26 protein-coding genes are annotated in these 23,081 nt (G+C 49.4%); 24 read left to right on the top strand and 2 right to left on the bottom strand.

Annotated elements, in window-relative coordinates:
- Window positions 1-100 precede the first annotated feature (100 nt).
- Entirely contained in the window at window positions 101-2,665 is a 2,565-nt protein-coding gene (gene glgP / locus HRU73_RS07370; protein WP_287398287.1) for an alpha-glucan family phosphorylase, read from the bottom strand.
- A 440-nt stretch (window positions 2,666-3,105) separates the two neighbouring features.
- Between glgP and HRU73_RS07365 the strand changes: the two genes are divergently transcribed.
- The 13 genes from HRU73_RS07365 (at window position 3,106) to HRU73_RS07310 (ending at window position 11,051) form a co-directional block, all read left to right on the top strand.
- Window positions 3,106-3,264 carry a hypothetical protein gene (locus HRU73_RS07365; RefSeq protein WP_281871345.1) on the top strand — a complete coding sequence of 53 codons (159 nt, stop codon included), beginning with the start codon at window positions 3,106-3,108 and terminating at the stop codon, window positions 3,262-3,264.
- Window positions 3,261-4,040, top strand: coding sequence for a sulfite exporter TauE/SafE family protein (locus HRU73_RS07360; protein ID WP_287398285.1), 780 nt, complete (start codon window positions 3,261-3,263; stop codon window positions 4,038-4,040). The genes HRU73_RS07365 and HRU73_RS07360 overlap by 4 nt, the downstream gene beginning before the upstream one ends.
- A gap of 181 nt (window positions 4,041-4,221) precedes the next feature.
- Window positions 4,222-4,719, top strand: a complete 498-nt coding sequence (rfaH, locus tag HRU73_RS07355; RefSeq protein WP_287398284.1) for a transcription/translation regulatory transformer protein RfaH — start codon at window positions 4,222-4,224, stop codon at window positions 4,717-4,719.
- Window positions 4,720-5,052: 333 nt separating this feature from the next.
- A complete protein-coding gene (gene rfbB, locus HRU73_RS07350; RefSeq protein ID WP_287398283.1) occupies window positions 5,053-6,111 on the top strand; it encodes a dTDP-glucose 4,6-dehydratase in 1,059 nt (352 codons plus the stop codon).
- A gap of 288 nt (window positions 6,112-6,399) precedes the next feature.
- Window positions 6,400-6,627: a DUF4160 domain-containing protein gene (locus HRU73_RS07345; RefSeq protein ID WP_041356437.1), complete on the top strand. Its 228-nt coding sequence runs from the start codon at window positions 6,400-6,402 to the stop codon at window positions 6,625-6,627.
- Window positions 6,624-7,124 (top strand): DUF2442 domain-containing protein, encoded by a 501-nt coding sequence (locus HRU73_RS07340; protein WP_011111102.1) that lies wholly within the window; start codon window positions 6,624-6,626, stop codon window positions 7,122-7,124. The genes HRU73_RS07345 and HRU73_RS07340 overlap by 4 nt, the downstream gene beginning before the upstream one ends.
- A 129-nt stretch (window positions 7,125-7,253) precedes the next feature.
- Complete coding sequence (locus tag HRU73_RS07335; protein ID WP_287398282.1) at window positions 7,254-8,072, top strand: ABC transporter permease; 819 nt, start codon at window positions 7,254-7,256, stop codon at window positions 8,070-8,072.
- A 166-nt stretch (window positions 8,073-8,238) separates the two neighbouring features.
- Entirely contained in the window at window positions 8,239-8,481 is a 243-nt protein-coding gene (locus tag HRU73_RS07330) for a hypothetical protein (RefSeq protein ID WP_287398281.1), read from the top strand.
- On the top strand, window positions 8,417-8,596 hold the full coding sequence (locus HRU73_RS13430) for a Fic family protein (protein WP_353765016.1): 180 nt from the start codon (window positions 8,417-8,419) through the stop codon (window positions 8,594-8,596). Before HRU73_RS07330 ends, HRU73_RS13430 begins: the two co-directional genes overlap by 65 nt.
- A 184-nt stretch (window positions 8,597-8,780) precedes the next feature.
- Window positions 8,781-9,935 (top strand): ATP-binding protein, encoded by a 1,155-nt coding sequence (locus HRU73_RS07325; RefSeq protein ID WP_287398280.1) that lies wholly within the window; start codon window positions 8,781-8,783, stop codon window positions 9,933-9,935.
- Window positions 9,936-10,083: 148 nt separating this feature from the next.
- The gene (locus HRU73_RS07320) at window positions 10,084-10,305 is read left to right on the top strand and encodes a ribbon-helix-helix protein, CopG family (RefSeq protein WP_011111106.1); all 222 of its coding nucleotides are present in this window, start codon (window positions 10,084-10,086) and stop codon (window positions 10,303-10,305) included.
- A complete protein-coding gene (locus tag HRU73_RS07315) occupies window positions 10,283-10,537 on the top strand; it encodes a type II toxin-antitoxin system RelE family toxin (protein ID WP_011111107.1) in 255 nt (84 codons plus the stop codon). The genes HRU73_RS07320 and HRU73_RS07315 overlap by 23 nt, the downstream gene beginning before the upstream one ends.
- Window positions 10,538-10,859: 322 nt before the next feature.
- Entirely contained in the window at window positions 10,860-11,051 is a 192-nt protein-coding gene (locus HRU73_RS07310; protein WP_287398279.1) for a type II toxin-antitoxin system RelE/ParE family toxin, read from the top strand.
- Here HRU73_RS07310 and HRU73_RS07305 read toward each other — a convergent pair.
- Window positions 10,996-12,906, bottom strand: a complete 1,911-nt coding sequence (locus HRU73_RS07305) for an ATP-binding cassette domain-containing protein (RefSeq protein ID WP_287398278.1) — start codon at window positions 12,904-12,906, stop codon at window positions 10,996-10,998. The genes HRU73_RS07310 and HRU73_RS07305 overlap by 56 nt on opposite strands.
- A gap of 298 nt (window positions 12,907-13,204) precedes the next feature.
- Between HRU73_RS07305 and vapB the strand changes: the two genes are divergently transcribed.
- The 11 genes from vapB to HRU73_RS07250 all read left to right on the top strand — a co-directional run bounded on the left by vapB (window position 13,205) and on the right by HRU73_RS07250 (window position 23,045).
- Window positions 13,205-13,438, top strand: coding sequence for a type II toxin-antitoxin system VapB family antitoxin (vapB, locus tag HRU73_RS07300; RefSeq protein WP_276678541.1), 234 nt, complete (start codon window positions 13,205-13,207; stop codon window positions 13,436-13,438).
- A complete protein-coding gene (gene vapC / locus HRU73_RS07295) occupies window positions 13,438-13,839 on the top strand; it encodes a type II toxin-antitoxin system tRNA(fMet)-specific endonuclease VapC (RefSeq protein ID WP_276678542.1) in 402 nt (133 codons plus the stop codon). The genes vapB and vapC overlap by 1 nt, the downstream gene beginning before the upstream one ends.
- Window positions 13,840-14,253: 414 nt before the next feature.
- A complete protein-coding gene (locus HRU73_RS07290) occupies window positions 14,254-15,201 on the top strand; it encodes an IS110 family RNA-guided transposase (RefSeq protein ID WP_287398277.1) in 948 nt (315 codons plus the stop codon).
- On the top strand, window positions 15,198-15,578 hold the full coding sequence (locus tag HRU73_RS07285) for a hypothetical protein (RefSeq protein WP_287398276.1): 381 nt from the start codon (window positions 15,198-15,200) through the stop codon (window positions 15,576-15,578). Before HRU73_RS07290 ends, HRU73_RS07285 begins: the two co-directional genes overlap by 4 nt.
- A 49-nt stretch (window positions 15,579-15,627) precedes the next feature.
- Complete coding sequence (locus HRU73_RS07280) at window positions 15,628-16,416, top strand: ABC transporter permease (RefSeq protein ID WP_287398275.1); 789 nt, start codon at window positions 15,628-15,630, stop codon at window positions 16,414-16,416.
- Between the two features lie 6 nt (window positions 16,417-16,422).
- Complete coding sequence (locus HRU73_RS07275; protein WP_287398274.1) at window positions 16,423-17,163, top strand: ABC transporter ATP-binding protein; 741 nt, start codon at window positions 16,423-16,425, stop codon at window positions 17,161-17,163.
- Window positions 17,156-18,694, top strand: a complete 1,539-nt coding sequence (locus tag HRU73_RS07270) for a glycosyltransferase family 61 protein (protein WP_287398273.1) — start codon at window positions 17,156-17,158, stop codon at window positions 18,692-18,694. Before HRU73_RS07275 ends, HRU73_RS07270 begins: the two co-directional genes overlap by 8 nt.
- Complete coding sequence (locus tag HRU73_RS07265; protein ID WP_287398272.1) at window positions 18,691-19,446, top strand: acyltransferase; 756 nt, start codon at window positions 18,691-18,693, stop codon at window positions 19,444-19,446. The genes HRU73_RS07270 and HRU73_RS07265 overlap by 4 nt, the downstream gene beginning before the upstream one ends.
- Window positions 19,443-19,859 carry a sugar 3,4-ketoisomerase gene (locus tag HRU73_RS07260; RefSeq protein ID WP_287398271.1) on the top strand — a complete coding sequence of 139 codons (417 nt, stop codon included), beginning with the start codon at window positions 19,443-19,445 and terminating at the stop codon, window positions 19,857-19,859. Before HRU73_RS07265 ends, HRU73_RS07260 begins: the two co-directional genes overlap by 4 nt.
- Window positions 19,859-20,959: a DegT/DnrJ/EryC1/StrS family aminotransferase gene (locus tag HRU73_RS07255; RefSeq protein ID WP_287398270.1), complete on the top strand. Its 1,101-nt coding sequence runs from the start codon at window positions 19,859-19,861 to the stop codon at window positions 20,957-20,959. Before HRU73_RS07260 ends, HRU73_RS07255 begins: the two co-directional genes overlap by 1 nt.
- Entirely contained in the window at window positions 20,946-23,045 is a 2,100-nt protein-coding gene (locus HRU73_RS07250; RefSeq protein ID WP_287398269.1) for a methyltransferase domain-containing protein, read from the top strand. Before HRU73_RS07255 ends, HRU73_RS07250 begins: the two co-directional genes overlap by 14 nt.
- Window positions 23,046-23,081 lie beyond the last annotated feature (36 nt).

Below are 23,081 nucleotides of genomic sequence, written 5' to 3'. Positions count from 1 at the left end.
AGTGGCTGTTCAGCAATGAGGGTGACAAAGATACCGGATCACTACACTTTTCTTGTGATCATCGCAATTCTGTCTGCAGTGCGGTTCATGGAGGGCTTAATCAGAGGTTCTTCAAGGATACGATTCCGCTCCACCAGTGGATCAGGTGATTCTCGATCGGGATACAGGCATCGGGGTGATGGGCGATACAACGTGGTGTGAAATCGGTATGGGCGCGCAGCGTATTCAGCCGGGCTGTATACAGATAGCCGTTTACGGCGCCAGGCATTTCATTGCCGCGCTGCATCGCTTCGCGGACGGGGACTTTACCTTCGATCGGATCGGCATAGAGTTGCACCTGTACAGATTCGGGAGGGATGCCTCCCAGATAAACCGGTACTTCAAACAGCCAGCCTTGCTCATCTTGAGAAACGATCAGGTTTCCCCAGTGGATTTCGTGCCAGCTTCTTTTCAGTTGCTCGTCCCACTGGCGCAGTTCCCGCGCTGTCGAGCTGCCGGGGGCCGTTCTCTGCTGGAAGGCAGCAGCGGCAGGAAGATAGAGTTGCTCGACATATTCACGTACCATCCGGTTGCTGCTGAACTGCGGAGCGAGATGGGCCATGCTGGTGCGCATACGGGCTACCCAGGCTGCGGGAATACCACTGGCATCGCGATCGTAGAACATCGGTATGATTTCTTCTTCCAGCAGGCGATACAGTTGTTCCGCTTCCATGGCATCCCAGCCGGGTTCATGGTGTTCGCGGCCATCACCCAGCGCCCAGCCGGCATCCGGGGTGTAGGCTTCGGCCCACCAGCCGTCGAGTTCCGAGAGATTCAATCCGCCATTGGCCAGTACTTTCATGCCGCTGGTACCACTGGCCTCCCACGGCCGGCGCGGAGTGTTGATCCAGATATCCACTCCCTGTACCAGTTCCTGTGCCAGCGCGATATCGTAGTCTTCAAGAAACACGACATGGTTGCGTACATCCGGCCTGCTGGAAAACTGTGCCCATTCCTGGATGAAGCGCTTGCCTTCGTTATCGGCAGGGTGTGCTTTGCCGGCGACGACCAGTTGCACCGGCCGGTCTGTCCGGGTGAGCAGCCGGGCGAGGCGTTCACGATCGTGCAGCAGCAGGTTGGGGCGCTTGTAAGCGGTAAAGCGGCGGGCAAAACCGAGTGTCAGCACATTGGGGTCCAGTATCCGGTCAACCTGACTGATCGCTTCCGTGTCTGCACCTCTTTGTCCCTGCAATATCCGCATCCGTTGCCGTGCGTGGCGCACCAGATCGGCGCGTTCCTGACCGCACAGATTCCAGAGTGCCGCATCGTCGAGTTTGTGTATTTTAGTGGCGAGTGTTTCTTCCGAACCCAGCCAGCGACCTTTGCCACAGGAATCTGTCCAGATTTCGTCTGCCCAGGGAGAATCCCACGAAGGGACGTGCACACCATTGGTAACATGCGTGACGGGGACTTCACATTCCGGCCACTGTGGGTACAACTTCTGGAAAATACTTCGACTGACCTGACCGTGCAGCCGGCTGACGCCGTTCATCATGCCGCAGGTGCGTGCTGCCAGATAAGCCATATTGAAAGGTTCATCATCATCCTGCCCGTTGCTGCGCCCGAATGCCATCAGTTCATCGAGTGGCATACCCAGGTTTCTGGCGTAGGGCAGGCCGTATTTGATCATCAGCGCGCGCGGGAAAGTGTCGAAACCAGCCGCTACCGGAGTATGCGTGGTGAACAGGTTGCCCGGGCGGGTCGCCCAGAGTGCTTCGTGGAAATCCATCTGCCTTTTCTGCGCGAAACAGCGGGCACGTTCCAACGTAACGAAAGCAGCATGACCTTCATTCAGGTGACAGACATCGATTTCCAGTGCCAGCGCTTCGATGAGTTGCCAGCCGCCGATTCCCAGCACGATTTCCTGTACCAGACGGATTTCTTCCCCTCCGCCGTACAGCTTGCCGGTAATACCACGATCGAGCGCATTGTTCAGCGGATTGTTACTATCCAGTAAATACAGGCTGACCCGTCCTACACGTGCTTCCCAGACGTGCAGTTGTACCGTCCGCCCGGGCAGCCTGATCGGGATGGACAGCCAGGTGCCGTCATGAGCTCGCAGAGGGTGCAAGGGCAGGCTGCTGGAATCGTTGTAGGGATAGATTTCCTGCTGCCACCCGCTGGCATCCAGCATCTGCCGGAAATAACCTTCCTGATACAGCAGGCCGACTGCGATTACCGGTACAGCCAGATCACTGGCTGCCTTGAGATAATCTCCCGCCAGCACACCCAGCCCGCCGGCATACAATGGTAAAGCCTTGCCCAGACCGTATTCCATGCTGAAATAGGCGATTCTGCGCAGACCGGCGTTGTCGTGTACCTCTCCAAACCAGCCCCCACAACTGCAATAACGATTGCGTGCTTCAACCAGACGATCGAGATGCTGTCTGAATTCCTGATCCTGGCTCAGCGTCTGCAATCGTTCATGCGATAGATTCTGCAGGACGACGAAAGGATTTTCGCTTTGTTCCCACAGCTGCGGATCCATGATTTTCCACATGGCATCTCCTCCGTGGCTCCAGGTCCAGCGCAAATCCATTGCCAGATCGGCAATCTGCTCGACCAGCGGCAGCAGATCAGCAGGCAAATCTCTCAGGTAAGACATGAGTAAACGAGGTATTTGCATACGTTTTGTCCTCCTTTTGCAGTGATGTCCGAATATCGAACATTAAGGTTATTTGTCGGGAAAAACGCGATGATCGGTTTCCCGTCAGGTTGTGCAGCCCGAAAGGGCGCATGGGCAGGTAGTGAGTTACTGAAACATTCGTTTTCCCATGGTATTACCGGCAGATCCACAGGTAAAGATATTCTTCGATTGCTGCCGGACGAAACCGATCCCATATTCAATTGGAATTCGGGCGGAGATTCATCTGTATGCAGCAGGGAATATCCTCTTCGGCTGGTTACAAGGCTGTTTGTCCGACAGTTTCACAAGAAAATTTAATCAGCAAAATCAAATCACGATAAACTGCCACCCTTTCTTACAGGTTGGGTTGTTTTCGACCCGGCAAAAAAGTGATTTGCCGGAGCGAAGTAACTTCAACCCGGACAGGCAAATAAATCCCTATGCGACAATTTGAATTCACAATTTTGGCAGAGCAAGCTGACCTGAACGGTGTTGATGAAGACGTACCGTATTCCGACAGGCGGCAGCAGTTCAACGAATCAGGTATTCACGATATTGTATTCATTGCGATGTGCGATTTTGCGGGAGCACGCGCATGATCGACTGGTCTTTTACGTTGGCGGGTGCATTGACCGGTTTTGTCATCGGATTGACCGGTGTGGGTGGGGGTGCCTTGATGACTCCCATTCTGCTGCTGGTGTTCGGTGTTCAGCCTGTAACGGCGGTAGCGACCGATTTGTGGTTTGCCGCCATCACCAAAATAGCTGGTGCTCGAGTGCACCATACCAATGGCAATGTCGATTGGCAGGTGGTCAAACGGTTGTGGTCGGGCAGTCTTCCCATGGCTCTGCTGGTCGTGCTGCTGGTAAGCATGGGAACACACATTGCAAAAGTGGATTGGCTGACCAAAGGGATCGGCATTGTCGTGCTGATTACGGCGATCGGCCTGCTGACCGCACCCCGAATGGTTGCTCTGGCCAGAAAGAAACGAACCGGGCAGCCGGAACGGTTCGAAACCATGCAATCGATACTGACAGTCATTGCCGGTGCAATCCTTGGTGTGTGCGTTGCGCTGACATCGGTGGGGGCGGGAGTGCTGGGAAGTGTAATGCTGCTGTATCTTTATCCGTTGCGTATGACTCCGCATCGCCTGATAGCCACGGATATCGTGCATGCTATTCCGCTGGCAGTTGTTGCTGGCCTGGGTTATCTGTTCGCAGGCAAGGTCGATTGGTGGATGCTGATCAGCCTGCTGCTGGGCTCGGTACCTACCGTCGTTGCGGGCAGTATGCTGGCCAGCAAAATTACCGGGCGATGGATTCAGATCGCTTTGGCATGCGTACTCGCTGCGGCAGGGCTGAAAGTTCTCATATAAAAGAGTCTTGACAAAATATATCCTGCAGGATGCGGGAACTGTCTGTGCAGATATTTTTCATATACTGAAGAGCAGTAAATAAACAGACAATTCTGTATACATCCCAGATATGACAAATTCATTGCTGTGCCAACATTGGCTACAGTAGAATGTTGTCGTCTGGATAACCTGGGGAGAGGCAATGCACTGGTATCTCGTTCATACCAAACTCAAGCAGGAGAAATGTGCTTTTCAGAATCTGCAACAGCAGGGGTATCGATGTTACCTGCCGATGTTGCCGGTAGAAAAGCTTCATCTGGGAAATCTGACGGTGGTCGATGAACCACTGTTTCCCCGTTACCTTTTTATTCAACTGGAGCAGGGCGATTCCGCCAAAAGCTGGGTGCCGATCCGTTCCACCAGAGGTGTCAACCGGCTGGTATGTTTCGGATCTGAACCTGCCAGGATCGATGATATTCTGATCGATCTTCTGCGTATGCAGGAAGCTTCTTTCCAGCATAAACCCGAACGACTGTTCAAACCCGGGGAAAGAGTGCGCCTGACAGAAGGCGCCTTCGCCGGTATCGAGGGGATCTACCAGATGGCAGAAGGTGAACGCCGTGTGATGGTACTCATCGAACTGCTGAGTAAACCGGTTGCCATGCGAGTTTCACCGACCAGTTTGCGTAAAACAAACTGAGAAACTCTAAAAATCTGCGTAACTGATTGGTAAGTTTGGCCAGCCTGTTTCATTCATTAGGCAGAATGTTTCCCAAAAACATGGCAATGTGGCAAAATTTCGCCCGTCTGCCGGCAGGTTGCGATTCATTTACTCGCTGCTGGTTTGTGCAGTCTGCTGCTTTACTTCGTTGAATCTCTCTCCTGTTATAAAACAGGCATGGCGGTAGCGTGCCTGAAATACTCAGATTTTTTCCCTAATGTGGTAACCCATTGTTGTCGTAAGAATTTCCATAAAAAGAATGGTGCGATTTGTATCTGAAGTTCGGCTGGATTTGAAAAGGAGTCATTGGAAGTGATATTGGTTACTGGCGGGGCCGGTTTTATCGGCAGCAATTTTGTTCTGGACTGGCTGGCGCAGTCTGAAGAAACAGTCATCAATCTGGATGCACTCACTTATGCCGGCAACCGGGCGAACCTGGCTTCGCTGGAAGGTGATTCACGCCATATTTTTGTGAAAGGCAGCATTACTGATTTCGATCTGGTTGCGCGTCTTTTACACGAACACCATCCTCGAGCTGTCATCAACTTTGCGGCCGAATCACATGTCGACCGAAGTATCCATGGTCCGGAGAATTTCATCCAGACCAATATCGTTGGTACTTTTCGCCTGCTTGAGTGTGTACGTGCCTTTTGGAATGATCTGAGGGAGCCTGATCAACAGGATTTTCGCTTTCTGCATGTTTCCACTGACGAGGTATACGGCACCCTGAGCAAGGAAGCCTCTCCTTTTACCGAGGTCAGTCGTTATGAGCCCAACAGCCCGTATTCGGCCAGCAAGGCAGCGAGTGACCACCTGGTGCGCGCCTGGCACCACACTTACGGATTGCCGGTACTTACCACCAATTGCAGCAATAATTACGGACCCTATCATTTCCCGGAAAAACTCATCCCGCTGATGATTGTGAATGCTCTCGCAGGCAAGCCACTACCCGTGTATGGTGATGGCATGCAGATCCGTGACTGGCTCTATGTCAAAGATCATTGTGGTGCAATCCGACGTGTGCTCGAGGTTGGAAAACCGGGTGAAATTTATAATATTGGCGGCTGGAATGAGAAGCCGAATATCGAAATCGTTAATACAGTCTGCAAACTGCTCGATGAGCTGCGGCCCAAAGCAGATGGTACGAGCTACGCATCACAAATCACCTATGTCGCAGATCGCCCCGGCCACGATCGCCGCTATGCCATCGATGCACACAAGATCGAACGCGAACTGGGCTGGAGACCTGCTGAAACCTTTGAAACCGGCATCTGCAAAACGGTGCAGTGGTATCTCGACAACCCGGAGTGGGTGGCACAGGTTCAGTCTGGTGCGTATCGTGAATGGATAACCAGGCAGTATGGAGAGTAAGGGTCAGGAATAGAAAGGTAGAAAACGGGAAACTATACAGACAGAAACACCGTCGTCCTATGCTTGAACTCTCATTGCGAACGCCAACGGCGTGAAGCAATCGAGTAATAGAGGTAGTGAACATACCGGGTTACCCTCGCTACGGCGCTTATTGTTACCCAATTCAATGAATAGCCAGAGATGAAGATACCTTTGGCTATTCGGGATAAACCGCTTATTTTCAATCTACTTTTAGCGCGTGCATCACTCTTCTTGAAATAGTGCAACCATTGCCCCAAACTTGATGTAATGCCAACCCTGAAACGTTTCAATGATCTACGGGTGTTGATGTATCTGAATGACCATCCACCACCCCATGCTCATGTCAAATTACGTGATGGACGGGAATGCACAGTCGACCTTGATAATCTTGCGATCAAGGGCCGGGTGACAGAGCGCGAGATACGTGAAGCACTGGCCTGGATTGAAGCAAGTCGGGATTTGCTGTTTGATGAATGGCGGAGGAATAATCCATGAACGAGTACTTTTTTCCAAAATTGACAGCTGTTGAGGCCTTGGCGCCTTACCGTCTGCGCACTACCTGGAGCACTGGCGAGGTGCTGGAGGTTGATGTAGGTGACATCCTGCGCAAAATTCCTGATCTCGCTCCTATCCTGGATCCAGAGGCGTTTGCGCGCGTACATATTGCTGAATGGGAGGGGAGTGTTGAGTGGTTCGATACCGAATTCGGCCGGGACAACGTTTACGCTTGGGCCAAGGAGCAGGCAGGTGAAGTTAGCCACGAAATGTTTGGTGACTGGATGCACCGAAATAACCTGTCACTAACTACTGCTGCCGAGGCGCTGGGAATTAGCCGGCGGATGGTGAGTTACTACCGTACCGCGCACAAAATTATCCCGCGTACTATCTGGCTGGCTTGCCTGGGTTGGGAAGCCACGCGCCCTGAGACAAAGACTCTGCCGCGCACTTTGCCTGCAGCCTACGCTAAGGGAGTTTCAGCTTCATTGTCATGATGGCGCTACTTTTAATCATGGTTGTCATTGGAGGTGCTGGATCGCCGCATTACTATGCAGCTTGCGAAGGCAGTGATGGCAACGCAGATAGTTTTGCAAATCATTTATTGAGGTGGAGGTATTGGGTTGATGCGTCAATTTCCTGCAACGCCGGTAGAAATGTTTACCAGTCTCTGGCGCAATCGTGAACTGATTCTGGCTTCTGCCAAGCGCGAAATACTGGGGCGTTATCGTGGCTCTGTGCTGGGCCTGCTATGGTCTTTTTTCAACCCGATATTCATGCTGGCGGTGTACACCTTTGTATTCAGCGTAGTATTCAAGGCGCGCTGGAGCGTGGGAAGCGAATCCAAAACCGAGTTTGCCCTGGTGCTTTTTGCTGGTTTGATCGTGTTCAACCTGTTTGCCGAGTGTATCAATCGTGCACCTGCGCTGATTCTTGCCAACCCCAACTACGTCAAGAAAGTGGTTTTTCCGCTGGAGACCCTGACTTTTGTCAGTCTGCTTTCAGCTTTGTATCATGCCTTGATCAGCCTGGGTGTCTGGCTGGCAGCCTACGTAATTTTGTTTGGTGTTCCGCATGCAAGTGCACTGTACCTGCCATTTGTCGTCATGCCATTTGCTCTGTTTATCCTGGGGTTGAGCTGGATTCTGGCATCACTGGGTGTTTATCTGCGTGATGTATCACAATTCATCGGAGTAATAACTTCGGTACTCATGTTTCTCAGTCCTATTTTCTACCCGATTAGTGCTTTGCCCGAAAGCTATCAGCATTTGCTGTACCTTAACCCTCTTACCCCAGTCATCGAAATGGTGCGGGATGTGTTGTATTGGGGGAAAATGCCGGATTTCTTGCTGCTGGCACTTTACTGGCTGGTTACCGGGACAATTGCTTGGCTGGGGTTTGCCTGGTTCCAGAAGACCAGAAAAGGGTTTGCTGATGTTCTTTGAATACCGCGTTGTAAAAATTCCTTTCTGCCACCTTTCCCATTTCATGAGAAACAGCGCACAGGTGCGGCAAGCTCCTGATTGACTTATCGATGAGTTATCAACCACCTTTCAGCCTTACTGCCACGTTGTTCAACCGTGTTGCGGCCTATACAGGGTTCACTGGCGATTGAAGGTAATTACCTATTACCAGGTCATTGCTGATAGCACGGCGCAAACCGATTGTGCATTTTTTATTGAATTCATGCTGACGGTGATTGAAGAAACCTTAAGCGAATCACAGATCATTACCCCGCAAGCTACCTTGCAAGATATCCCGCAAGCTGTATTGGAGATTATGGAGCAATATGGCGGAGTTTTACCAATACCGGCGCAGCCGTACCGAATTGCAAGCGTTTTGCCATTTGAGTGACCGCGAACATTTTCGCAAAGCTGTTTTAGCCCCTTTACTTGATGCTGGCTGGCTGCGGCGCACTCAACCAGATAAACCCAATAGCCCCAGGCAAAAATATTTTCGTGAGCATTGATGGTGCTGCGCTTATGCACCTGCTGGCTGACAGAAGCACCGGATTGCTATCCGTTCGTCCTGTTTGCGGATAAAGACTACATGATTCGTGAAAACAAACATTTGGGTTTCTATCCAGAATTTCTACAAAATGCTAGAGAGATCTATTGGATATAATAGAGATGTCTAGTATTTTGTAGGATTGCATGATGACTCTTTTTCAACGTCCTTTCGTCGCACAGCTTGCGCACCGTCTGGACGGTATGCAACCGCTGATACAAGTGCTGACAGGCCCCCGTCAGGTGGGCAAGACTACAGGTGTGCGGCAACTGATGGCACAATGCAGCTATCCGCAGCATTATGCCAATGCCGACGATGTGCTGGTGAGTGACCGCAGCTGGTTGCTGGAGCAGTGGCAACAGGCATTGCTGTTGGGCGAAGGCGCCCTGCTTGTGGTGGATGAAATCCAGAAGGTGGTGAACTGGCCAGAAACCATCAAGGCACTGTGGGACGCGCAGCCGGGACGCTTGCGAGTGTTGCTGCTGGGTTCCAGTGCCCTGCAAATTCAGAGTGGCGTAACAGAAAGTCTGGCTGGACGCTTTGAACTGCTGAGAGTACATCATTGGACATTTACCGAATTGCACGCTGCCTTTGGTTACGACTTGCCGCGTTATCTCGCTTTTGGTGGCTATCCGGGCGCAGTTGTCCTGGAGTATGATCCCGATCGCTGGTACGCCTACATGAAGGATGCAATTGTAGAGGCAGTTATCGGCAAGGACATCTTGCAAAGTCGCAAGGTGGCCAACCCGGCACTTTTTCGGCAGGCGTTCGAGATTTTATGCGCCTACCCTGCGCAGGAAATTAGCTACACCAAACTGCTGGGGCAGTTGCAGGACAAGGGAAATACCGATCTGGTCAAATATTACATTGAGCTGTACGGTGGTGCTTTTTTGTTGCATGCGTTGCAGAAGTATTCACCCAAGACATGGCTTGCACGCAGTTCCAGTCCCAAGATGCTACCGGCTTGCCCGGCGCTGTACGGTATGGTAGCGGGGGTAGATGTGATGCGGAGTACGGAGCAGCGCGGGCGGGCATTTGAACTGGTGGTGGGTGCTGAACTGATGCAGCTGCCTGGGCAGGTGTTTTATTGGCGTGAGCGTAACGATGAGGTGGATTTTGTATACCAGTATCGCGAGCGATTGTACGCCATCGAGGTAAAATCCGGTCGCAAAAAATCGGCCAGGGGACTGGACGCCTTTTGTGCACAGGAGCCCAAGGCTTTGCGGGTGATTGTAACACCGGAGAATTTTGCGCAGTTTTCTGCTGAGCCGCGCGATTTTCTGCAACAGGTGGCAATATGACAATTGCTTGAAATTACCTTGCGCAAGATAGTTACAGAAATGGGAAACGGCCTGATTGATGCGGTCTTATGAGAGCGGCATTGACCTGATAATGGCTCTTGCCTAGACTCGCATCAATTAACATTAACTGACATTACATGGGGGTGCTATGGCTCAAATTACTGCTCGTTTGCCCGATGACCTTGTTTCTTCCCTTGACGCGGCTGCAGCTCGTTTACGGCGTTCTCGGGCAGAAGTGGTTCGTCAGGCGGTGGAATATTATCTGGAGGATTTTGAGGATATCTCGCAGGCGATCGATATATTGCGAGATCCGGCAGATCCGATACTGGATTGGGAAGAGGTAAAGCGTGATCTACTCCATCTCGATTAGACAGAGCGCGGTAAAGTCACTTGAAAAAATTCCCGGACCAGACCGACTGCGTATCATAAAAGCAATCGATTTGCTGAAAGAACATCCCGGTGCCGGATCTATCCTGAAGGGTGAGTTTTCCGGGTTGCGCCGGATACGGGTTGGTATGTATCGAGTCGTATATGAAATCCAGGATAACCTCTTAACGATTCTGGTTGTTCGTATCAATCATCGTCGTGATATTTATCGCTGAGCGGTCAAGAAGCTTCTGATTAAATCGATAAATGTCATTGCGGGTGTATCAGTCTTCAGCCGCAGGGCCATAGGTCGTGGCGGGAAGCAATCCAGTAAAATATAAAACCCAATGACATCTGGATTAACAAATAACATTCAGAAAAACCTGGAGAGAATCTGTTTTCAGCAAAAGAAATGAGAGTGGCATGAAACCTGCCCCGGGCAATACAAGAGAGAGTGGAAGCTGGCCGCACCTCAATGCGGGCCGGTCATGGCCGTACAAATAATGAAGTTGAAGCTGAATTCGCTGCCAGGCGCAACCAGGTAATAACCGGCCGGGTGTGATAGTTGTCTGGACGCCAGAAGCGGAACAAGACTGGGCAGACATCTGGGACTACATCGCGGCGGACAACCCCGGCGCGGCTGGAGTGAAGCGTTTTGTGACACCCCGGTTTAGCCCGCTTTCAAACCATTGCGTTATACATCTTCCCCAAGTTCACTTTGCAATAATTCCAGCTCTTCTAAGTTATTGAGCCAGGTTTCTTCCAGTTTTACTTGCTTTTGTAGCAAGTTGGTTTGCTGGCTTAGGTATTGCTTGAGCTGATCTTTTTGCGGCTGCTCATAGAGACTATTATCAGCCAAAATGATTTCCAAAGCCTGCAGCTCTTTTTGAATGTTATCTAACTGTTTTTCTAATGTATCAGTGTGCTTGCGTAGCGGTGCCAGTTGTTTACGTAGTGCTGCAACTGCCTGGCGTTGTGCGCGGCGATCGACTTTATCGGGGCTGGCTGCATCGCTATCAGGACGCTGGCGCAAACGATAATCGTTGAGCCATTTGCTGTAGTCCTCAAGATCGCCTGCAAACTCCCGCACACGGCCATCAGCAACTAAGTACAACTCATCCACGGTACTTTTAATCAGATGGCGATCGTGAGACACCAGCAGTAGTGCACCGGAGAAATCTTGTAAAGCCATACTCAATGCTTGTCGCATTTCTAAATCAAGGTGGTTGGTGGGCTCATCGAGCAGTAATAAATTAGGTTTACCCCACGCAATCAGCGCCAAAGCCAAGCGGGCTTTTTCACCACCGGAGAAATTGAGCACGGGTTCATCACAGCGCTTGCCGCGAAAATTAAAACCGCCGAGGAAATTACGCAAAACTTGCTCGCGCTCATCTTGAGCAATACGTTGAAGGTGTAGCAACGGGCTGGCTTTTGGATCAAGTGAGTCCAGTTGATGTTGGGCAAAGTAGCCAATCGCTAAGTTTTCACTGCGGGTGAGTTGACCTGCCAATAGCGGTAAATCGTCCACAATACTTTTAATCAGAGTTGATTTACCTGCACCGTTGGGGCCAAGTAAAGCAATCCGTGCGCCCGGGACTAGTTGTAGCTTTACATTGCTTAAAATAGGCTGCCCCACGTTGTAACCAAGCTCTGCTTCATTGAGATTCAGCAGCGGTGTAGAGACTTTATCAGCCACGCGGAAAATAAAGTCAAAAGGTGAATCAAAGTGTGCTGGCGCCAGCTCCTCCATGCGTTCCAGGGCTTTAACACGGCTTTGTGCTTGCCGTGCTTTACTGGCCTTGGCTTTAAAGCGTCGGATGAAATCTTCCATATGCGCGCGCTGTGCTCTTTGTTTTTCGTGCGCTTGCTGTTGCTGCATAATACGTGCAGCACGGGCGCGTTCAAAGGCTGTATAGCCGCCGCAATATAGCGTTAGTTTTTGCTGATCAATATGGACAATATGACCGACCACTGCATCTAAAAAATCACGGTCATGGGAAATCAGCAGCAAGGTACCGGGATAGCTTTGCAGCCAACTTTCCAACCATAAAATCGCATCGAGATCCAAGTGGTTAGTGGGCTCATCAAGTAATAGCAAGTCTGATGGGCACATTAACGCTTGAGCCAGATTTAAGCGCATCCGCCAGCCACCGGAAAAGCTATTGACCTGATTTCCCATTTGTTCTTCCAGGAAACCCAAACCAGCTAATAATTTACGTGCGCGCGCGTCGGAGGTATAGGCATCAGCGTTATCAAGTTCCGAGTACAAGCGGCCAAGCTCAACTCCGTCTTGTCGTTGTTCAGCTTTGACCAGTTGCTGTTGAATATCGCGCAAGTAGCCATCACCATCGAGCACATAATCAATCGCATTACAATCAGGTGCATCGATTTCTTGGCGCATATGGGCAATGCGCCAGTTCATCGGCAATACGCAATCGCCCGCATCAGGATGCAGTTCACCACGTAGCAGGGCAAATAAGCTGGATTTGCCGGCGCCATTGGCACCAATTAAGCCGACTTTATGCCTTGGGTGCAGGGTTAAATCTGCATTTTCCAGTAAGCGCAGAGGGCCACGTTGCAAGGTCAGTTCTGAGATTCTTATCATGGCGCGCAGTTTAGCAGTTTCGCGGAAGTTACCGATCCTGATTGATGATCCGGATTTCCAGCAGCTTCTCCCGAACGGCTGGATTCACCGTGTCACTCATGGGTGACCTAGTCAAGTAAGCTCGGCAACCCAGTGCTTAAATTACGATTTCAGGCACGAAGTTGTACGTGCTATAGGTCGGGTGGTGCAGTACCCATTTTCATACCAAAAAATAGGTAAATATTCCTCCCGCAGATGTCCATACAACAAGCAATGCTATATACTTGTAGTATCTGGCTGCTTTGATTGGAGGATCGTGATGCATACAGGTACTGTTTTTGAAAATAACCGTACTCAGGCTGTACGTTTGCCGGTAGATGTGCGCTTTGCCGATGATGTGAAAAAGGTCTGGGTACGTAAACTGGGTAAAGAGCGAATCCTGACCCCGGTTGACCATACCTGGGACAGCTTTTTTCTGGCGGAACAAGGCGTTTCAGAAGATTTTTTGTCTGAACGTGCCAGTCAGGAGCAGCAGGAGCGCGAGGTGTTCTGATGCTCAAATATATGCTGGATACGAACATCGCCATCTACGTTATCAAACGTCGGCCAATAGAAGCGCTGGTTACCTTTAACCGCTATGCAGACATGATGTGCGTAAGCGCTGTTACCGAAGCCGAGTTACTGCACGGCGCAGAAAAAAGCCAGCAGCGTGAGCACAACCTGCGACAGGTGGCTGATTTTTTATCTCGTCTGGAAGTGCTGTCGTATACCAGTAAAGCAGCCGGGCATTATGGTGATATTCGTGCTGATCTGGAGCGAAAAGGAAAGCTCATCGGCGTGAATGACTTGCACATAGCCGCTCATGCTCGCAGTGAAGGTTTCATCCTGGTCAGCAATAACCTGCGTGAATTTGAACGAGTAGATGGTTTGCGTTTGGAAAATTGGATTACCTGATCGCTCTGTTGGATTGAAGATTGTTTGACATCCTTTTCTACCAGGTAACCTCAGATAACAACGCCGACAGAATGTAAAAATTACCGATTTCCTTTTCGTTACCGGCGGTACTGGATTGTCGCGTCGGCCTGCGGCCTCCTCGCAACGACGAAGTGGGCATAATGCAGATTACCCTGATTTCTGCCGTCATCCTATGCTTGAACTCTCATCTGGAATAGACGTATTTTAGATGAGAAGGAGAAGGGATAGAGATCGTGTCCGTCTTTGGCCATCAAGGCTGTTCGCAATGCAGATCGCCCTTTTCCAACCTGCCCACAAGGCCGGACAGTTCTATTGGAGCATGACTCCGTATTCAGGATGAAGGCAAAGGGTACAGGTATTAAATAACGTTTATATCAATTGGAGGAAACCCAAATGATAGTTGGAATAGACATCAGTAAAGACTGGTTTGACACGGCCTGGCTGATTTCAGATCAGCTTTGCAGTCGGCGCTTTCCCTATACGGATGAAGGGATTGAACAACTGCTGGAGCAGGCGCCTGCTGAAGCGGTATTTGTGATGGAGGCAACGGGTACCTACCATGCCCGGCTGGCAGTAAAATTGTTTGAAGCCGGATGCAAGGTCAGTGTGGTCAATCCGCTGGTGATCAAACGCTATGCCCAGATGAAATTACTGCGTGTCAAAAGTGATCGGGCAGATGCGGCGCTGATCATGCAATATGGCCGACATGAAACACCTGCCCTGTGGGCGCCTGCCAGCGAGGAAGTGCAGGAGCTGCAACAGGCTCACGGCTGGCTCAATGACTTGATTACCGAACGAACCCGTTTGTTCAATCGCCAGCAAGCGCATGCACACCGTGCCAGGCCAAGTGTTTTCGTTATCAAACAAATGAATTTGCAACAACGACAACTGCAGCAACGCATCGAAGCATGTGAACAACACCTGGAGACCCTGGTAAAAAAGTCTTTTGCCGAACTGCGTGAACGGTTGCTGACAATTCCCTCAATAGGGGACAAAACCGCGCTTGAACTGATCATTGTGACGAATGGATTCACTCGTTTTGAGGATGTCAAAGCGCTGTGTGCCTATATTGGCGTCAGCCCGACCACATTTCGTTCAGGCAGTTCGGTCAGAGGTAAAGGAGGCATTGCTAAAATGGGCCAGGGACATGTTCGGCAGCTGCTTTATCTGTGTACCTGGACGGCCAGAACGTGCAATCTTGCATGTAAAAAGCTCTATCAGCGGCTACAGGCTGCAGGTAAACCACCCAAAGTAATCGGTATTGCAATTGCCCATAAATTATTGCGACAGGTTTTTGCAATCGCTACAAAAAATGCGACATTTTCACCAGAATTTGCTTGACACAAAGCACAGTTCATTGCGAAACGGCGCAGCTGGTGAAACAATCCAGTAAAATACTGCTTTTACTTCTACCAAAACTCAAATGGCATTCGGATCAACAAATTTTTACCGTCTTTGCAAACGCTTGCGGCGTGAAGCAATCCGGTACTTTTGTGTCATTACCTTTGCTGGATCGCCGCAGCCTTGCAGGCTTCGCGATGACGAAAATTAGGGAAAGCTGCTCCTGTTTGCAGCAAGAAAATGAGGATGGCATGAAACCTGTCTCGAACAGTGCAAGGGTAATTGGCCACTGCCAGTGGCGGTTCAAATCACACGTGTTCTTCACGCCTTTGCACGCGGCGTTCAATTTCATCGCGCGTGGGAAGTGTTGTAGATAAAAATAACCATGGTAAGTAACAAATGTCAGTACAAGGGTGTAATCCCACGATGAATTCACGAATAACCATTTTTTTATCGGAGTTATATGGCAGCCGTAATGTATTGTTACAACTGATTACACAACAGCTAATCCTTCGTTATCGTCGTACTGCTTTGGGTTACGTGTGGACGCTTATCAATCCGTTGTTGATGATGACTGTCATGGCGGTTGTGTTTTCTACTTTATTTAAAGCAGATTTAAAAATTTTTGCGATGTTTCTGTTTGCCGGCATGATTCCATGGAATTTTTTTAACTCGGTTGTTACACAATCTGGCACGGCTTTTATTAATAACGAAGGATTGATCAAAAAGATCTATCTTCCCAAAATCATTTTTCCTCTAAGCATCGCCTTTGCGTTACTGATTGATAGTTTGCTTTCGTTTGCGGCTTTATTCGTCATTATTCTTGCGCTTGGCGGTACACTTTCCTGGGCGCTGCTATTTTTACCGCTAAGTTTTGCGTTACTGTTTCTTTTTGCCATGGGCGTCGGTCTAGTCATGTCCATTGCTACGGTTTTCTTCCGTGATCTTCAGCATGTTATTTTGATTGTCATGCAAGGTCTCTTTTTTCTGACGCCCATTCTCTACAAACATGATGCATTGGCGGGCAAGGTTGCCTGGTTGGTTGGGTTGAATCCAGTTACACCTTTTATCGCCCTTTTTAGAGTACCGCTTATGGAGGCCACTCTCCCGAGTGGCGACATAATATTACAAACCGTAGCTATTGCTGCTTGCGCAATGGCCATTGGCCTAATCGTTTTTCTCCGTCAAGAGAAAAAAATTGTCTTCAGGCTGTGAGTAAATATGTCAGGCATTCACGTTGAAGATTTATCGATCAAGTTTCGTATTTATCACGACCGTTCACCATCACTAAAAGAAAGCTTTGCAAATATTTTCAAGCGGAACGGCCAATCTGCATATTCTGAATTTTGGGCTGTTAAGAATTTGTCTTTTGACATCAAAGCTGGCGATAGGGTAGGCATTGTTGGCCACAACGGCGCAGGGAAAAGCACTTTATTGAAAGCTCTGTGCAGAGTTTATGAATCATCGGAAGGTATCGTCTCGGTCGATGGGCGCATCGCGCCACTGCTGGAAATCGGAGCCGGGTTCCACCCGGAATTTACCGGGCGTGAAAACATTTACCTGAATGGTTCTATTCTTGGTTACAGTAGGCAGCAACTAAAAAAAATAGAGCCCGAAGTCATTGCCTTCGCTGAACTTCAGGAGTTTATCGATACGCCAGTGAAGTATTACTCAACGGGAATGTACATGAGATTGGCGTTCACGCTGGCTACAGCTATGCACCCGGACATTTTGGTGCTCGATGAGATATTTGCAGGGGGAGATGCGGCCTTCATGGCCAAAGCCCAATCCAGAATGCACGACCTGATTGATAAGGCAAACATTATGATTATGGTTTCTCATGACCATTTGTTGGTCAAATCACTCTGTAATCGTGTGTTATGGCTAGATCATGGCAGGCTCATCGCGGATGGTTCTCCTGATGAAGTGATCGAGCAATATGTGGCAGGAAAAAATGAGTAAGCCCCCCGAGGAACTTGTATCTGGTTTACACGAAACTGTTTGCACCTCTCGCGAAAATCTATTGTGCCTAGAACAATTGCAAGAGCAGGTTTTGGCTCACACTCAGAAGAGTAGTGCGTGCACTGCTGCATGGCTGCCACCTGAAGATGGCGCAGATATGACTGGGTTGCTTCCGACGGTTAAGATCTGCAAAGTGGAGTCGCATCCCGGCACACTAGACATTGTTACTCGTCTTAAGGAAACCTGGGCTGGACGGTTTTATATAAATCACTTGAAACAAGTTCCGTTGATACGCAGATTAATTATCGTGTTGTGGCGAAATTTATATTTCTTCTATGCCCATTTTGTTGCCGCTAATTTTAGTTCACGTCCAGCAAATCGCTGGCGTCCATTAGTTAAACTCGCCGACTATGTAGAATCGTCGAATATTCCGACGATTAAAGTGTTCGATGCGGTCAGGGTAGATACTCCAGCGCCTAAAGTGTTCCCGGCCGAGGACCAGGCCTATCTGGTGTCACCGCATGACCACTATGTGTTCCCCCCGGTTTATGTCGCGGAACTAAGAGATGTGGAAGTGTATGGCGGCACCAACCTGCTCTTTGCGCATGATGCAGTGATTTGTCATGACCTGTATGACTTTGAGCGCGATTACACTAGCGAGGAGTTACATGGCCGTCATGTGATTAGCCCAAAAAAGAAGCTTATGCGGCTGTTGAGTGACGACGCCGCGCCGGAGCAGATGCTCTTGGCAGCGGCTTTCCTCGACGCTTGCGCCCATAACTATGCGCACTGGCTAACTGAAGTCCTCCCGCGCATCGCTGCTTTCTGCTCTATTAAGCAGTATGCAAATGTTCCCATACTTGTAGATGATGGTTTGCATCGTAACATCATGGAATCGCTGTTATTGGTTGTGGGACATGAGCGTGATGTTATTCTTGTGCCAATAGGCAGGTCGGTAAGAGTGGAAACTCTTTATACTACATCGGTGACAGGGTATGTGCCATTTGAACGCCGAACTAATAAGCTACAGGGTTATTCGCACGGCAAATTCAGCTCACTCGCATTGGAGCAACTCAGTAATCAAATTGCTACGATTGCTGATAGACAACCAAAACATATTTTTCCAGAAAAAATATACGTTTGCCGCAATTCAGGGGTAAGAAAAGTCACAAACTCAGCTGTATTGGAAGAGGTTCTCGCTGACCATGGTTATGTTACTGTTGAGCCTGAAAGATTTACGTTTTTAAACCAAGTTCGGTTATTTAGAAATACAAAAAAGATAGTTTCACCAACTGGATCAGCTTTGGTTAATGCGATTTTTTGTCAGCCCGGGGTGTGTGTTGGTGTTTTGATGGCGAAGCACGAGCAGATGATCTACAGGTATTGGGCAAATATGTTACCTCCTCTACAGATCATGACCTTTTATATCCTTGGTAATATCACCGATAATCATTTAAGCGGAATTCATGCTGACTTTAAAATAGATGAAATAAATATTGATAGATTGCTTGCGTCATGGGAAGCCAAATGACTCTAGTGCATCCAACAGCATATGTATCGCCAGGTGCAAAAATCGGGAAAAGCGTCGAAATTGGCCCATTTACTATCGTTCATGAAAATGTGATTTTGGGTGATCGGACTAAGGTTGGAGCATACTGTGAACTTGGGTTAGCAACCCAGCTTGGTGATGGTACTCCGTTAATTATCAGTGAAGACTCGCTAATTCGATCCCATTCCGTTTTTTATGAATCTTCCTCTTTTGGGCCCGGCCTTACAACAGGGCATCGTGTAACCGTCAGGGAAAAAACGAAAGCCGGTTCCAGTTTTCAGATTGGAACCTCTAGCGAAATACAAGGGGATTGCCTTATCAGAGATTACGTTCGGTTCCAATCGAATGTATTTGTTGGAAAAAAAACTACTATTGGAAATTTCGTCTGGATACTGCCTTATGTCGTTCTTACAAATGACCCAACCCCACCAAGTAACGTTTTGATGGGTTGTACAGTAGAAGACTACGCAAGTATTGCAGCAGCAGCGATCGTGCTTCCAGGGGTGACTGTTGGTTATCAATCTTTAGTTGCAGCTAAGGCATGTGTTACCAAGGATGTTCCTCCATACATGGTTGTTGCAGGCTTGCCCGCGCGTGTCGTAGGTAAAACGAGTGATATCAAGCTAAGAGATGGCTCTGGAGACTCTGCTTATCCTTGGACACGTCACTTTAAACGTGGCTATCCTGTTTCAATAACGGAACATTGGGTTTCCGAGGAAGAAAAATATTTATGAGTCTGAAAAAATGCCAAACCTATAATCTGCCGCGAATCAATGACCCGCGAGGTAATTTGACATTTGTTGAGGCCAATCGCCATATCCCGTTTGACATACGCCGCGTCTATTACCTCTACGATGTTCCGGGTGGTGCCGAACGAGGCGGGCATGCACACAAGGCTTTGCATCAATTGATCATCGCCATGTCCGGCTCGTTTGATATTCATCTGGATGATGGTTATGCAAAAAAAACGATACACTTGAACCGCAGCTATAACGGCTTATATGTGTGCCCCATGATCTGGCGGGAAATTGATAATTTTTCTTCGGGCGCTGTATGTATGGTATTGGCGTCCGATTATTACGATGAAAACGACTACTATCGCGACTATGCTTTGTTTATCAATGATGTAAAAAGGGTTGCCGAATAATGCAAGTTCCTTTTCTTGATTTAAGCCGCCTGCATCAGGCGATTCGTCAGCCACTTGACGAAGCCTATCGCCGTGTTATGGACTCAGGCTGGTTCATTATGGGCCCAGAATTGGAAGCCTTTGAGTCAGAATTTGCCGCCTACAGTGAGGTGAAACACTGCATTGGTGCAGGTAATGGCCTAGAGGCGCTCCACCTGTTGCTAAGAGCTTATGGAATTGGGCCAGGTGACGAGGTCATTGTGCCATCCAACACTTTTATCGCCACTTGGCTGGCTGTGAGCCAGTGTAGTGCGACACCGGTGCCTGTAGAGCCAGACATCAAAACCCACAATATAGACCCCGCACTCATCGCGGCGGCAATCACGCCTCGTACTCGCGCCATTGTGCCTGTTCACTTATATGGGCAGCCTGCGGATATGGATTCAATCAAAAAACTTGCTTCAAAGCATGGGCTGATTGTGATTGAAGATGCTGCCCAAGCGCAGGGTGCGAGATACAAAGGGCGGCGCGTTGGCTCGCTGGGCCATGCTGCCGCCACTAGTTTCTACCCAGGAAAAAATCTTGGAGCGATGGGTGATGGTGGCGCAGTACTTACCAACGATGATGCAATTGCCGATAAAGTTCGGTTACTTCGTAACTATGGTTCGAAGATCAAATATCAACATGACTTGACCGGCTACAATAGTCGACTAGATGAGTTGCAGGCAGCATTTTTAAGAGAAAAATTAAAAATACTGGATGAATGGAACGCAAAGCGCAGGGAAATTGCTGCCGCGTATTCAGTGCATCTCGAAGATTGCGATATTGAACTGCCATTCGTATCTGAGTATGCTGAACCTGTGTGGCATCTTTATGTAATATGCAGCAAAGACCGGGATGCGCTCAAGACTCATCTTGATCAACAGGGTATCTCGACTGTCATTCACTACCCAACTCCCCCCCACCGACAAGCCTGCTATTCAGATTATGAAAGCCGTAACCTGCCTGTCGCGGAAACGTTAGCGAGGGAGGTGCTAAGCCTGCCTATGTCACCTGACCTTCTAGAAGACGAGATAGAGCAGGTATGCAGGGCATTAAGAGGCTTTGATGAAAATAGCTGATTTTCTTCGACGGTTGCGCGGCAAGATTACTGGACTAGATGCGATATCGGCCCGGTTTGATATTTTGCAAACGCAGTTGGATCGTCTTTTGACTATTGCGGGACAATTGAATCAAGGTGGGCGGGCACTACCCGATATTGAAGGTAAATTGATCTATGCACAGAGCGGTTCACCGGCAGCATCTACTTCGATCGCACGAGCATCACTCGATTCTTCGAATGACTTGAATGTTCAAGTGGTGCCAAATCACAAGAGGTTATCAGTCATTGAAGCTTTGCCTGGCGAGAAGATACGGCTTGTTTTTCTTGTGATCACTCCAGAAATATGGCCATCGATTGAACCTGTCTGGAAAAAAGCCACTAACGATCAACGTTTCGTTACCTCGGTTGTGGTTCTTAAGAGTTCTAATCCCGAAATAACCCTAGTGTCATTATCCAAGGCAAAGGCCTTGCTCGAAGGCAAGGGAATACCCTATTTTTCTGAGCAGACGTTTTCCCTCGACAGTTATCGACCGCATGTGGTCTTCTTCCCATTACCCTATGGCAGCCTTTATCCCCAGAGCTACAAACCCGAGGTTGTTGCGGCCATGGGATGCCGTATTGCTTATGTGTCTTATGGTCTGGAGGTGGGTGGGGGCGTCTTCAATGCTCGCTATCAGTACGATAGCGAGGTTCCGCGTGTTGCTTGGCGGGTTTTCGCCCGTTCTCCGGCCCAACTGACAAGCTTCGGCCGTTACTGCAGCTACGGCAATGGGCATGTGGTGGTCACGGGCCACCCCAGGGTTGAGATAGACGGTAGTCATGAAATCCAAGTGCATCGTGTAGCAAAAACGAAAGCTTGTGGTCGATCTGTGATTCTCTGGACACCTCATTTCACAGTCATAACACGCCGGAAATGGTCGTCCTTCATTGATCACTACGAAACGATTCTCAGACTGATCGACGATCGTCCGGACCTTTTCCTGCTGGTAAGACCACATCCTTTTCTGCGAGCAAGTCTTACCAAACTTGAAGGTTGGGGGCCGGAGCGTGTAGCTGCATGGTTTAGCGCGATCAACGAAAAGGACAACGTGCATGTAGACACCGAGACGGATTACCGCCCAGCTTTCGAAATTTCTTCGGTGTTGATGGCGGATGCGGGATCTTTCTTGGTTGAATATCTGCGCACCGGAAAACCGGTTTGTTACCTCACTGGCAAGGACGATATTGGACTGAATGAGGAGGTACGCAGCCTTGCCTGCTTCTATTCCGGAGCAACCGAGACCGACATCGCTGGGTTTCTGGATCGGGTCGTCAGGAATGGCGAGGATTCTTTGTTGGAGGCACGGAAGTCTGCTTTGCTGACCTATTTTGGGCTGGACAATCAGACACCGTCACAATCCATCCTCGACGAAATCAGTAACAACGTTGGCAACAATTCGCCACGTATTTATAGTACCGAGCTGCCGACGTCACCCCGTCACGATGAGGCGTTTCAATACTGGGCAAAGGCAACATCGACCTTTCTTGCGCCTGAAACTTACTATCAGGAGCAAGAAACCAAGTTGCGCGACATCCTTAGCCGTCACGCAAAGGGGCGGTTTGCAGCTGATATCGGTTGCGGTAATGGTCGCTTCACCCAGATCATCAGTGAGTACTTCGAGTTTACCGAGGCTACAGATCCGAATGAGCTGCTCATTAGCGAAGCACGTGAGCATGCCGTACGGAAGGGCATTACCAATATCGCCTATTCCGTTGAGCGATTGGAGCATGCCGAAAGCCTGTCTACCTATGATTTTGTGAGCTGCATGAGTGTGACTTCGGACTTGGTCGACGATGAGGTGTTCATCAAGTCTATCTGGAAGCTCAAGGCAGCCATGCGACCCGGGGCAAAGCTTCTTCTAAAGGAAACCCTCAACCTATCCACCACTGAGATGATTGAATGGAACGGCTACACGGCGGTATACCGTAACGCTAGGGCTTATCTCCAGGCATTCGAGGCGGCAGGTCTTGCCTTGGTGGAAGAGCTGCTCATCGCTCAGGACTTGGAGAAGCATCGTGTCAATAGTTTCTACGTCTTCTTGGAGAGCACTGGTGAGCCTGTGTGATTTGGCTTGGCCTTGTTTAGAAATGAAATTCTGAAA

The organism is Nitrosomonas sp. H1_AOB3 (assembly GCF_015709435.1).
GTDB lineage: Bacteria > Pseudomonadota > Gammaproteobacteria > Burkholderiales > Nitrosomonadaceae > Nitrosomonas > Nitrosomonas europaea.
Note: the sequence above shows the minus strand (reverse complement) of the source record. Positions and strands in the feature narration are given on the sequence as shown.